The organism is Streptococcus parasanguinis (genome assembly GCF_001578955.1).
Taxonomy (GTDB): Bacteria; Bacillota; Bacilli; order Lactobacillales; family Streptococcaceae; genus Streptococcus; species Streptococcus parasanguinis_U.
In genome coordinates this window covers 269,751-282,168 of the sequence record NZ_KQ969692.1, presented here as the reverse complement: position 1 = coordinate 282,168, position 12,418 = coordinate 269,751, and the positions used below count along the sequence as shown (strand labels likewise).

Here is a 12,418-nt window from a genome sequence, read left to right as displayed (position 1 = left end):
CTTTGGATTATCTGGCAGCTGGACTAGATCCTGAAAAAGTTACGATTTTCATTCAAAGTCAGATTCCTGAATTAGCGGAATTGACCATGTATTACATGAATCTAGTATCTTTGGCGCGACTTGAAAGGAATCCAACTGTAAAAACCGAGATTTCTCAAAAAGGTTTTGGTGAGAGTATTCCAACAGGATTTTTGGTATACCCTATTTCACAAGCAGCCGATATCACAGCATTTAAAGCGAATTTTGTTCCAGTAGGAAATGATCAAAAGCCTATGATTGAGCAAACTCGTGAGATTGTTCGTTCCTTTAATCATGCATACAACACAGATACTTTGGTGGAACCGGAAGGAATTTATCCTGAAAATGAAGCAGCGGGGCGCTTACCTGGTTTAGATGGAAATGCTAAAATGTCTAAATCATTGAATAATGGAATTTACTTAGCTGATGATGCGGATACTTTAAAGAAAAAAGTGATGAGTATGTATACCGATCCGGATCATATTAAAGTAGAGGATCCAGGAAAAATCGAAGGCAATATGGTGTTTCATTACCTGGATGTATTTGGCCGTCCAGAAGATTCAGCTGAAATTGCAGAAATGAAAGAACATTATCAACGTGGTGGACTTGGTGATGTAAAGACCAAACGATATCTTTTAGAAATTTTAGATCGTGAATTAAGACCAATTCGTGAAAGACGCCTTGAATTTGCAAAGGATATGGGTGAAGTCTACTCTATTCTTGAAAAAGGAAGTGAACGTGCTCGAAATGTAGCAGCTCAAACATTGGATGAAGTCAAATCTGCGATGGGAATTACCTATTTTAAAAAATAAAACGACTTCATTAATAGCGAACATTTTATACCGTTCATTGATAGTTACCAATAAATGATTGACAAATTGCCATAGAATGGTATGATATTAACAATAAAAATTCGAGCCTTGCTCAAATAAAAAGAAAAGAGGATCCAGCTAATGTCTAATTGGGACACAAAGTTTTTGAAAAAAGGGTTTACATTCGATGACGTGCTTTTGATTCCAGCAGAAAGTCACGTATTGCCTAATGATGCAGATTTAAGTACACAATTAGCAAGTAATTTACGCTTGAATATCCCAATCATTACTGCTGCTATGGATACGGTGACTGAAAGTCAAATGGCAATTGCTATGGCACGTGCTGGTGGACTTGGTGTGATCCATAAAAACATGTCAATTGAGCAACAGGCAGATGAAGTACGCAAAGTAAAACGTTCTGAAAATGGGGTTATCATTGATCCGTTCTATTTGACTCCGTCTCATACAATTGCAGAAGCAGATGAGTTGATGGGACGATACCGAATCAGTGGTGTTCCTGTTGTTGAAACACTTGAAAATCGTAAATTAGTTGGTATCCTTACAAACCGGGATTTGCGTTTTATTTCTGATTACAATCAACCCATTTCAAATCATATGACAAGTGAAAATTTGGTGACTGCACCGGTTGGAACTGATTTGGAAACAGCTGAACGCATTCTACAAGAGCACCGTATTGAAAAATTACCATTGGTAGATGAAAATGGTCGTCTTTCTGGCTTGATTACAATCAAAGATATTGAAAAAGTTATTGAGTTCCCAAATGCGGCTAAGGATGAATTTGGTCGTTTGCTTGTGGCTGGTGCCGTAGGGGTTACTTCAGATACTTTTGAACGTGCAGAAGCTCTTTTTGAAGCTGGTGCAGACGCAATTGTCATTGATACTGCTCATGGACATTCTGCGGGTGTTCTTCGTAAGATTGCAGAAATTCGTGCTCACTTCCCAGATCGTACCTTGATTGCAGGAAATATTGCAACTGCTGAAGGTGCTCGTGCATTATTTGATGCAGGGGTAGACGTAGTTAAGGTCGGAATTGGTCCAGGATCAATCTGTACAACTCGTGTTGTTGCAGGGGTTGGTGTTCCTCAAGTGACTGCCATTTATGATGCAGCCGCTGTAGCTCGTGAATATGGAAAAACGATCATTGCTGATGGTGGTATCAAGTATTCAGGAGATATTGTCAAAGCACTCGCAGCTGGTGGAAATGCAGTAATGCTTGGCTCAATGCTTGCAGGTACAGATGAAGCACCTGGTGAAACAGAAATCTTCCAAGGTCGTAAATTTAAAACATACCGTGGTATGGGATCTATTGCAGCAATGAAGAAAGGTTCTAGCGACCGTTACTTCCAAGGATCTGTCAATGAAGCCAATAAATTAGTCCCTGAAGGAATTGAAGGACGCGTTGCTTATAAAGGTTCTGTAGCAGATATGGTCTTCCAAATGATCGGTGGTATTCGTTCAGGTATGGGTTATGTTGGTGCAGCAACCATTCAAGATTTACATGATCATGCACAATTTGTCGAAATGAGTGGCGCCGGATTGAAAGAAAGCCATCCTCATGATGTGCAAATTACAAACGAGGCTCCTAACTACTCGGCACAATAAATTTACACATTTGTAAATAAAAACAACAGCATCTTGACAGTATTGTCAAGATGCTGTTTTGATATGACCGGCTTGAACAGTGAAAATTTTCAACTCTTCAGGCAGTTCTTTTAAATGATCAAGAGTGGTCGTTGTAATAAATGTTTGAATATTATTAGAGATAGTTTCAAGTAGTTGAAGTTGACGATAATTGTCAAGTTCGCTCATGACATCGTCAAGTAATAAAATAGGCTTTTCTCTTGTGATTTCTTCCATCAATTCGATTTCTGCTAATTTTAGAGAGAGAACAACACTTCGATGCTGGCCTTGACTACCAAAGGTAGCATTCATATTATTGATAAAAAATGCCAAATCATCCCTGTGAGGCCCAATACTTGTTGTTTTTCTAAAAATATCCTTCTGACGGTTTTTTTCCAACATAGAGAGAAACTGCTCTTCTATATCATTTCCTTCTTCAGAAAAAACAGTTGACTGATATTGAATAGATAGGTCTTCTTTGTTGTCAGAAAGTCGAGTGTGTTTTTCTTTTGCTTTAGCTTCTAATTTTTTAATAAACTCAAGCCGATGATGGATGACGTGACTTCCAAAACTAGCTAGTTGTGAATCTAAGACCTCCAAAAATGTAGCATCAATTTTTTCTGAATTTTTTAGATAACTATTTCTTTGTTTCAGTACATGGTTGTATTGAGATAAGTCGGATAAATAGAGAGGTTTCATCTGACCTAATTCAATGTCAATAAACTTTCGACGCCCTGCAGGTGATCCTTTGATCAGTTGCAAATCTTCGGGTGCGAAAAGGACAACATTCATATGGCCAATATAGTTCGATAATTTAGCTTGTTTCAAATGATTTACCTTAGTTATCCGACCTTTTGTTGTCAAGGAAATTTCTAATGGAAGGGGACCAGTTTCTCTTTGTAATTGACCAGACACTTTAAAATCGGTAGATTCAAAATAGATGAGATCTCTATCATTTCGTGTTCGATGACTTCTGGTTAAAGCTAGAAAATAAATTGATTCGAGAATATTGGTCTTTCCTTGAGCATTTTGACCTAGGAAAATATTTAATCCAGGATGAAACTCGACTTCTAGTTCTTGATAATTACGAAAATTTTGAATGGATAAGTGTTTTAACCACATTACGAGATACCAGGAAAGCGAATTGCTTTTTCTTTTTTGTTAGTCTTTGTCGGTTGTTTCTTTTGTTGTTGATTGAGTTTCTTGACAAGTTTAGCAACACGTTCCTTTTCTTCCTTCTCTTTAAGATGATCTTCTATTTCTTCTTGAGAAGGTTCAAGAATGGTGATAGTCATGTTCAGTTCAGAAATGTCAATTTGATCATTGACACGAAGTTTACGGCCTCTCCGTTGTTCTAATTCACCATTAACAAAGACTTCTTTTTCTTGAAGAAAGGCTTTGATTGCCCCACCACTCTGTATAATACCGAGTTCTTTTAAGATTGCTTGTAATGTAATAAAGTCATTAAATAATTTGTAATTCATAGTTCACCTCTTTGCGTGTTATTATACCATATTTTTAGTTTTTCTAGGGTAGAGAATGTTGAGTGATTTGAGGAGCTTTTTCACAGTTTGAATTAGGATTTTAGTGTGATTTCGTGTTATAATGAAAGTTACTATTGAGTAGAACGAGGATGAAAATGGAATTAGTAAAGGGCGTGAATCTTCACTTTCTTCAATCAAAAAAATTTAAAACCAATAAAATTAAGGTCCGTTTTTCATCGCCATTAGATGAAAATACCGTGGCTGCGCGTGTTTTAGTAGCCTGTATGATGGAAACTGCAAATCAAAAATATCCAACTTCACAATTATTCCGTGAAAAATTAGCGAGTCTATACGGGGTAGAATTGTCCACCTCAGTCTCTAAGAGGGGGCGTGTTCATTATGTTGATTTGAATATTTCCTTTGTGCGCGATGACTTTTTGAGCAAGAAAAATGTTCTTACTGATGAGGTTTTGGACATTATAGAAACTATCTTCTTTTCACCTTTGGTAGTAGAAGATCACTTTGACAGTGATACATTTGACGTTGAAAAGAAAAATACAATTTCCAATTTGGAGTCGGAAATTGAAGAGCCTTATTATTATGCACACGGGCAATTGAATCAACTATTTTTTGAAGACGAAACAATCGGGATGTCAAGATTGGGGAAAGTTGATTTAGTGAGACAAGAAACAGCTCAAAGTTCTCTTGAACAGTTTCATCAGATGCTCCAATTAGATAACATTGACTTCTTTTTCATAGGTGACTTTAATGAGGTCGCTATTGTGGATCGAGTGAACCAGTTTGAATTCAAGCCACGTGATAACAATTTGTCTGTCACCTATCAACAACCTTTTACAAATGTTGTTAGAGAAAAGTTAGAGCAAAAACAAAACCAACAATCTATTTTAGAATTAGGTTACCATTTTTCTACCCAGTATGGAGAATCTTTCCATATCCCACTAGTTGTATTAAATGGGATGCTGGGAGCTTTCTCGCATTCGAGACTTTTTCAAATTATTCGAGAGAAAGAAGGTCTTGCTTATACTATCTCAAGCCATTTTGATATTTTTACAGGCTTTATGAGAGTTTTTGCAGGCATTGATAAGGAATCTCGTACGAAAGTAATGACCTTGATTATGAGACAGTTGAATGATTTAAAACGAGGCAAGTTTACAGAGTCAGAGCTTGAATTGACAAAAGAAATGTTGGTGAATACGACCTTATTAGCACAGGATCGGCAAAATACTTTGATTGAAAGGGAATATTTGAAAACGATCCTAGGAACGAAAGTCCTTTCTCTAGAGGAGTGGTTAGAATCCATCGATAAGGTTAGTAGAGAAGAAATTATTGAAGTGGCAAAAACAATTAATTTACAGTCTGTTTATTTTATGGAAGGAAAGTAGTGTAAAGATTGAAGATTAAAGAAAAATATTATGAATCAGTTGGTGAGCAAGTTTACTTTACACGCTTGTCAAATGGGTTGACTATTCATTTAATTCCCAAAGAAGATTATTATGAAACCTATGGAATAATAACAACTAAGTTTGGCTCAGTGGATACACGAATTCTAGTGAATGATGATGAAAGGCAATATCCTGCAGGAATTGCTCATTTTCTAGAACACAAAGTATTTGAAGATGAAAATGGTCAAGATTATTTAAAAAAATTCGTTCATTTAGGATCGGAAAGTAATGCCTTTACAAGCTTTACAAAGACAAGTTATCTTTTCTCAACAACTTCAAAAGTCCCTGAAAATATTCAATTGTTATTGGAGATGGTTTCAAAGGCTTCCTTTACAGAAAAATCTGTATCTAAGGAAAGAGAAATCATTCAACAAGAAATTGGAATGTACCAAGATAGTCCAGACTATCGATTATTTTTTGGTGCTTTAGAAAATTTATATCCTGGAACGCCGTTAGCAGATGATATTGCTGGAACTAGGGAGTCTATTTCTGACATTACAATAGATAATCTCCGTGAAAACTTTGATCTATTCTATCATCCCTCTCAAATGCACTTATTAGTGATCGGAAACTTTGATGTTGATGAAGTATTGCAAGTAGTAAAGGAATATGATCTAGTTCCTCCTCATCCATCTGTGGAGTTAGAACGTTTTCCTGTAGAAAAAAATGAAGTAAGATTGAATCAATCTTGTAGAATGGAAGTTGCTACTCCTAAGTTGGCAATTGGAATTCGAGGAAATGATATCATTAAGGAAAAGGAAAAATTTCGTTATAAATTGATGTTGAAATTACTGTTTTCGATGATGTTTGGTTGGACTTCGCAACGGTTTCAAAGTTTATATGAAGCTGGGAAGATTGACAATTCATTGACACTTGAAGTCGAGGTTGAGGAATTATTTCATTTCGTTATTTTGACAATGGATACTCAAGAACCGGTGTCCTTATCTCATCAATTTAGGTCAGCGATCAAACAATTTGAAAAGGATCCAGATGTCAATCAGGAACATTTGGATACGATTAAAAGCGAAATGTTTGGTGATTTCTTACAAGGTTTAAATTCGCTTGAGTATAGTGCCACTCAGTTTGAATATTTTTCAGACGGTAGCACTTCTTATGATCTTCCAAAGATTTTACAAGGTATTAGTTTACAAGATATCATCAAATTAGGGCGTCAGTTCATCGACCAGGCTGAGATGGTTGACTATATGATTTTTCAAAAGTAGTAAACAATGTATCAAGAAGGGAAAACATGAAGAAGAGAACGATTGGTCAAGTGTTAAGACTGTCAAGAGTAAATTTACACTTAAGTTTACAGGATGTGTCAAATAAGACAGCCATTGAAATTCCTTATATAGAAGCGTTGGAAAACGATGAGTTTGATCTATTACCGAGTCCCTTTTACGCTCAGATCTATCTTAAAAAGTTAGCATGGGCTTTGGGATTAGATGAGTCTATCCTATTGACAGCTTTTCGTGAAGGAAAAGAATTGTTATTTGATGAAGAGATACTTGTAGATGACGAAGAGCTTCATTCAAGAAAATTAAGACAGAAAGCGAGCTGGTTACCAATCCTGTATTATCTACTAGTTAGCTTTGCCATTCTTGGTTTTGTGATTTATATCGTATATTTTTATGAGTTTACAGCATCTGTAAAATAGATGTAAAGATAGTTTATTTTTTGGAGGAAGTATGAAAAAAGAAAATATTCCTAATGCATTGACATTAATTCGGGTTGTGATGATTCCTATTTTTATTGCCATTTTAAGTTTAAGTCACTCTTACTTAGGACATATTGTAGCGGCAGTTATTTTTGCAATTGCTAGTATTACAGATTATTTAGATGGCTTTCTTGCACGAAAATGGAATGTAGTTAGTAATTTTGGTAAATTTGCGGATCCAATGGCAGATAAATTATTGGTCATGTCAGCCTTTATCATGATGATTGAATTAAAAATGGTTCCTGCTTGGATTGCAGCCGTTATCATTTGTCGTGAGTTAGCTGTTACTGGTTTGCGTCTTCTACTTGTTGAGACAGGTGGTACAGTTCTTGCTGCAGCTATGCCAGGAAAAATTAAAACCTTTAGCCAAATGTTTGCTATTATCTTTTTGCTTTGCCATTGGACACTTCCAGGGCAAGTGTTGCTTTATATTGCATTGATTTTCACAATTTATTCTGGTTACGACTACTTTAAGGGAAGTAGCTATCTCTTTAAAGACACATTTAAATAAATGAAACAGATGATTGAGCTAAAAAATGTATCCTTTCGATACGATAAAACAGTAGAAGAGTATCAAATTGACACGGTTTCGTTTCACGTGAAACAAGGAGAGTGGCTTTCAATTGTTGGACACAATGGTAGTGGGAAATCTACAGTTGTACGCCTGATTGATGGTCTTTTGGAAGCTGAGTCTGGTGAGATTTACATTGACGGAAAACAACTGTCTCGTGAAACTATATGGGAAATCCGTAGTAAAATTGGGATTGTATTTCAGAATCCTGACAACCAATTTGTTGGTGCGACAGTAGAAGATGATGTTGCCTTTGGTTTAGAAAATCAAGGAATTCCACGGGAAGAAATGCTTCAACGTGTGGAGAAGGCTATTGAGCAAGTCGGTATGCTGGAGTTTAAAGATCGCGAACCATCTCGTTTGTCAGGTGGTCAAAAGCAACGAGTGGCCATAGCGGGTATTATCGCCTTGAGACCAACTATTATTATCCTTGATGAAGCAACTAGTATGTTAGATCCGGAAGGCCGAGAGGATCTAATGGCAGTAATGAGAGAACTTCAGAAAAAGTTTCAATTAACAATTATCTCCATTACCCATGATTTAACCGAAATTGCCTTAAGTGATCGAACACTCGTCTTTCAAAAAGGAAAACTAGAGTCTTCTATGACGCCGCGGGAATTGTTTTCAAGAAATGATCTGAATGAGATTGGACTAGATAAGCCTTTTAGTAAGCAGGTCCAAGAATCTCTCAGCTCGCATTTTCCGCTAAAACAGGATTATCTAACAGAAAGTGAGTTATTAGACCAACTATGGGAATTTCTTTAAAGAATGTCTATTATACTTATCAAGAGGGAAGTCCTTTTGAAGGGCAGGCGCTTTCTGATATTAGTTTGGAAATAAAAGATGGATCTTATACAGCTATCATCGGACATACTGGTAGTGGTAAGTCCACTTTGTTGCAATTACTAAATGGTTTACTGCGTCCGACTAAAGGAACGATTCAATTTGAAGATTTTGTTTTAGATAATCATTCTGAGCCAAAAGAAATGAAGTACCTGAGAAAAAAGGTTGGTTTGGTTTTTCAATTTCCAGAAAGTCAGCTATTTGCAGAAACCGTTCTAGCTGATGTAGCCTTTGGACCACAAAATTTTGGAGTACCTAAGGATAAAGCGGAGGAAATAGCCAAAGAAAAATTAGCGATCGTTGGTTTAGAAGAGTCTATCTATGATAAAAGTCCATTTGAACTATCTGGTGGACAGATGAGACGGGTTGCGATCGCGGGTATTTTAGCTATCGAACCAGAGATTTTAGTATTGGACGAGCCGACAGCAGGCCTAGATCCTGCTGGAAGAAAGGAATTGATGGCGCTGTTTGAGACATTACATAAAAATGGAATGACTCTTGTTTTGGTGACTCATACGATGGATGATGTAGCAAACTTTGCTAATACCGTATTTGCTTTGGAAGCGGGAAAACTTGTCCTAAACGGATCCCCAAGGGAAGTGTTTCAACAGGTTGAGTATTTACAAAAACTTCAATTAGGAGTCCCACAAATTACGAATTTTGCTCTTCAATTGAAAAAAAGGGGGCTTCCTCTGGACAGACTACCAATCAAAATTGAGGAACTAAAGGAGCTGTTACTTCATGAATAATATGATTTTAGGAAGGTATATTCCTGGAAACTCCATTATCCACCAACTGGATCCTCGTGGAAAGTTGCTCTCAATGTTTCTATTCATTTTTCTTCTGTTTTGGGCCAATAACCTGCAGACCAATCTTCTGCTCTTTGGTTTCATCTTTGTTTTAATGTATTTAACGAGGATTTCGGTTAGTTTTTATGTCAAAGGCTTAAAATCAATGATTTTTATCATTGCTTTTACAACGATTTTTCAATTATTTGCGACCTCTCAAGGAACAATTTTATATCACTGGTGGTTTTTTAAATTAACCGACCAAGGATTGATACAGGCCGCAATCATATTTTGCAGATTTATTTTAATCATTTTTTATTCGACAATTTTAACAGTGACGACGACACCATTAAGTTTAGCAGATGCTGTTGAAAAGATCCTTACACCACTAAAAATTATTAAGGTTCCGGCTCATGAGATTGGGTTAATGTTATCTATGAGTTTGCGCTTTGTTCCAACTTTGGTGGATGATACGAATCGAATCATGAATGCGCAAAGGGCGCGTGGTGTTGATTTTGGTGAAGGAAATCTATTAAAAAGGATCCGTTCCTTTATTCCTATCCTCATTCCTCTATTTGCTTCTAGTTTTAAACGCGCAGATGCATTAGCAATTGCGATGGAAGCGAGAGGCTACAAAGGCGGTGAGGGACGAACACGCTATCGGACTCTGCAGTGGGGAGCAAAAGATACCCTGGCATTGCTCGTTATTCTGTGCCTCATGTTGATAGTTTTTTATCTAAAAAATGGATAGAGTTAGTTGTATTAGTTCAAAAATAAGGAAAAAGCGCTATACAAAGCGCTTTTTACATTAAATTCACATATTCTTGTAACATTTGTAATATATTCTACAATAAACTGTAACATTTTGTGTGTATGATAGAATTATGTTCGAAAGGAGAATAGAATTCATGAACAGTAAAAAGTTCCAATGGACAGTCACTTCCCTACTTTCAGCAGCATCACTTTTCATTTCTGGTATTGCTACAGTGAATGCTGAAACTTACGAAGTGAAGTCTGGAGATACTCTATCAAAAATTGCACTAGAAAATAACACTTCAGTAGAAAATATTATTGCATCTAACAATTTGACCAATGAAGATTTGATCTATGCAGGACAAATTATTGAGTTAGGTGAGCGTTCAAAATCTATGATTGATAAAGTTGCTCCACAAGAGCAAGCAAAACCTGCTGAAAGTGCACCTGCAGCAGCACAAACTGCTCAAAAACAAACAACTTATGCAGCAAATGCTGCAGTGACTTCTGCACAATCAACAAATGGTGGAATTGTTCTATCAAATGGTAATACTGCTGGAGAACAAGGATCTTATGCAGCTGCTCGTATGGCTGAAATGACTGGTGTACCTGCTTCTACTTGGGAAGCAATCATTGCCCGTGAATCAAATGGTCAAGTAAATGCAGCAAATGCTTCTGGTGCAAGTGGTTTGTTCCAAACAATGCCAGGTTGGGGTTCAACTGCAACGGTTGATGATCAAATCCAGGCAGCATATAATGCATACAGCTCACAAGGTTTATCAGCTTGGGGTTATTAAAAAATAGGTTTACAATTTGTAAACCTATTTTTTTAATGTCTCAAGAATGTCAAGCGGAGAGTGACAAATAAAATCTGGTGAGTAGAGAAGTAGCTCTTCAAGATCTCCAAATCCCCAAGTGACTGCCATGGTTTTTATGCCAACTGCTTGACCTCCAATGAGGTCAAATTTTGTGTCTCCAATAATCACTGTTTCCTCTTTCGGAAGGTCATTGCTTGACAAGGCGTATCGAATGACATCGGCTTTGTGGATACGATCTGAACTTGATCCATAAATTCCTTTAAAGTATTTAGCGATACCTAAATCTTGACACATCTGTAAAGCAACTGGTTCATGTTTTGAAGTCGTTACATAAAGAGGAATGTTTTCGTCTTCTAATGCTTTCAAAGCTTCTACTATCTGAGGAAATAGAGTGGATTTGTATTGACCTTTTTCATGATAATACTGGCGATAAATAGTTACAGCTTGATCTACCAAAGCTTCAGGAAGAGTAGCTTCAAAACTAGAAATCAAAGGTGGTCCCATAAAACTACGGATGGTTTTGAGATCGGGTTGAGGAACTTTCAAAGTATCGAATGTATGTTGAAAGCTCTCTGTAATTCCCTTGGAACTGTCAACTAATGTTCCATCTAAGTCAAAAAATAAGGCTTGCATATTATTCTCCAAATATCTCTTTTTGTAATCTACGTCCGGTTGGTGTTGCTGCCAATCCTCCTTCAGCTGTTTCTCTAAAGGCAGTCGGAAGACTAGAACCAACTTGGTACATGGCGTCAATAACTTCATCAACAGGTATTTTTGATTCAATGCCTGCTAAGGCCATATCAGCAGCAATAAAGGCATAGCTGGCTCCCATTGCGTTCCGTTTAACACATGGAACTTCCACGAGTCCTGCTACTGGATCACAAATGAGCCCAAGCATGTTTTTGATGACAAAACAGACTGCTTGACTCGCTTGATAAGGAGTTCCCCCAGCAGCTAGTGTCAATGCTGCCGCACTCATAGCTGAAGCAGAACCAACTTCTGCTTGACAACCACCTTCTGCACCTGAAATAGAAGCATTATTTGCGATCACTAAACCAAAAGCTCCAGCTGTCAGTAGAAAATCTAATTGTTGCTGACGGTTTAACCCTAATTTTTGAGTTGCTGCAGTGAGAACTGCGGGGAGGCAGCCAGCAGATCCTGCAGTGGGTGTTGCGCAGACCAGTCCCATTTTAGCATTGTGTTCGTTGACAGCAATAGCATTCTTCGCTGCGGTTAGGACGGTCAAGTCAGATAACGTTTTTCCTGATTTGATATAGCGATCTAATTTTGCGGCATCCCCACCGGTTAACCCACTACGAGAGTGGTTTTCATTTAATCCTAACCTTACAGAATCAATCATCACTTCTAAATTACGGGTCATTAATCGTAGGACTTCTTCTCGTTCACGACCAGTTAGTTCAAATTCAGTTGCAATCATTAACTCTGCGACGTTTCCTTCGTATTGCGTGCTTGCTTGTTCTACGAGGTCTACAATTGAATAAAACATATG

General features: G+C 37.2%; 14 protein-coding genes. 10 read left to right on the top strand and 4 right to left on the bottom strand.

Annotated elements, in window-relative coordinates; genetic code table 11:
* Together trpS and guaB are read left to right on the top strand one after the other, a co-directional pair.
* On the top strand, positions 1-830 hold an 830-nt coding region (trpS, locus tag SPADD19_RS09490; protein WP_241496569.1), incomplete at its 5' end, for a tryptophan--tRNA ligase.
* A gap of 141 nt (positions 831-971) precedes the next feature.
* Positions 972-2,453: an IMP dehydrogenase gene (gene guaB, locus SPADD19_RS09485; RefSeq protein WP_003009220.1), complete on the top strand. Its 1,482-nt coding sequence runs from the start codon at positions 972-974 to the stop codon at positions 2,451-2,453.
* A 45-nt stretch (positions 2,454-2,498) separates the two neighbouring features.
* On the opposite strand, the gene recF is transcribed toward guaB, so the two are convergent.
* Positions 2,499-3,593: a DNA replication/repair protein RecF gene (gene recF, locus SPADD19_RS09480; protein ID WP_061455876.1), complete on the bottom strand. Its 1,095-nt coding sequence runs from the start codon at positions 3,591-3,593 to the stop codon at positions 2,499-2,501.
* Positions 3,593-3,955, bottom strand: a complete 363-nt coding sequence (gene yaaA, locus SPADD19_RS09475; RefSeq protein WP_061455875.1) for a S4 domain-containing protein YaaA — start codon at positions 3,953-3,955, stop codon at positions 3,593-3,595. The genes recF and yaaA overlap by 1 nt, the downstream gene beginning before the upstream one ends.
* A 155-nt stretch (positions 3,956-4,110) precedes the next feature.
* On the opposite strand from yaaA, the gene yfmF reads away from it, so the two are divergent.
* From yfmF to SPADD19_RS09435, 8 genes are all read left to right on the top strand, one after another.
* Positions 4,111-5,358, top strand: coding sequence for an EF-P 5-aminopentanol modification-associated protein YfmF (gene yfmF, locus SPADD19_RS09470; protein ID WP_061455883.1), 1,248 nt, complete (start codon positions 4,111-4,113; stop codon positions 5,356-5,358).
* An 8-nt stretch (positions 5,359-5,366) separates the two neighbouring features.
* Complete coding sequence (gene yfmH, locus SPADD19_RS09465) at positions 5,367-6,641, top strand: EF-P 5-aminopentanol modification-associated protein YfmH (RefSeq protein WP_061455874.1); 1,275 nt, start codon at positions 5,367-5,369, stop codon at positions 6,639-6,641.
* Positions 6,642-6,667: 26 nt separating this feature from the next.
* Entirely contained in the window at positions 6,668-7,075 is a 408-nt protein-coding gene (locus SPADD19_RS09460; protein WP_003009210.1) for a helix-turn-helix domain-containing protein, read from the top strand.
* A 31-nt stretch (positions 7,076-7,106) separates the two neighbouring features.
* Entirely contained in the window at positions 7,107-7,646 is a 540-nt protein-coding gene (pgsA, locus tag SPADD19_RS09455; RefSeq protein ID WP_003009208.1) for a CDP-diacylglycerol--glycerol-3-phosphate 3-phosphatidyltransferase, read from the top strand.
* Positions 7,647-8,471: an energy-coupling factor ABC transporter ATP-binding protein gene (locus SPADD19_RS09450; RefSeq protein WP_061455873.1), complete on the top strand. Its 825-nt coding sequence runs from the start codon at positions 7,647-7,649 to the stop codon at positions 8,469-8,471.
* Positions 8,456-9,298 carry an energy-coupling factor transporter ATPase gene (locus tag SPADD19_RS09445; RefSeq protein WP_061455872.1) on the top strand — a complete coding sequence of 281 codons (843 nt, stop codon included), beginning with the start codon at positions 8,456-8,458 and terminating at the stop codon, positions 9,296-9,298. Before SPADD19_RS09450 ends, SPADD19_RS09445 begins: the two co-directional genes overlap by 16 nt.
* The gene (locus tag SPADD19_RS09440) at positions 9,291-10,088 is read left to right on the top strand and encodes an energy-coupling factor transporter transmembrane component T family protein (RefSeq protein ID WP_061455871.1); all 798 of its coding nucleotides are present in this window, start codon (positions 9,291-9,293) and stop codon (positions 10,086-10,088) included. Before SPADD19_RS09445 ends, SPADD19_RS09440 begins: the two co-directional genes overlap by 8 nt.
* 157 nt (positions 10,089-10,245) lie before the next feature.
* Positions 10,246-10,887 (top strand): LysM peptidoglycan-binding domain-containing protein, encoded by a 642-nt coding sequence (locus SPADD19_RS09435; protein ID WP_023919985.1) that lies wholly within the window; start codon positions 10,246-10,248, stop codon positions 10,885-10,887.
* Positions 10,888-10,911: 24 nt separating this feature from the next.
* On the opposite strand, the gene SPADD19_RS09430 is transcribed toward SPADD19_RS09435, so the two are convergent.
* On the bottom strand, positions 10,912-11,541 hold the full coding sequence (locus SPADD19_RS09430) for an HAD hydrolase-like protein (RefSeq protein ID WP_061455870.1): 630 nt from the start codon (positions 11,539-11,541) through the stop codon (positions 10,912-10,914).
* A 1-nt stretch (position 11,542) separates the two neighbouring features.
* Positions 11,543-12,415: an L-serine ammonia-lyase, iron-sulfur-dependent, subunit alpha gene (gene sdaAA / locus SPADD19_RS09425; RefSeq protein ID WP_003012869.1), complete on the bottom strand. Its 873-nt coding sequence runs from the start codon at positions 12,413-12,415 to the stop codon at positions 11,543-11,545.
* Positions 12,416-12,418: the final 3 nt, after the last annotated feature.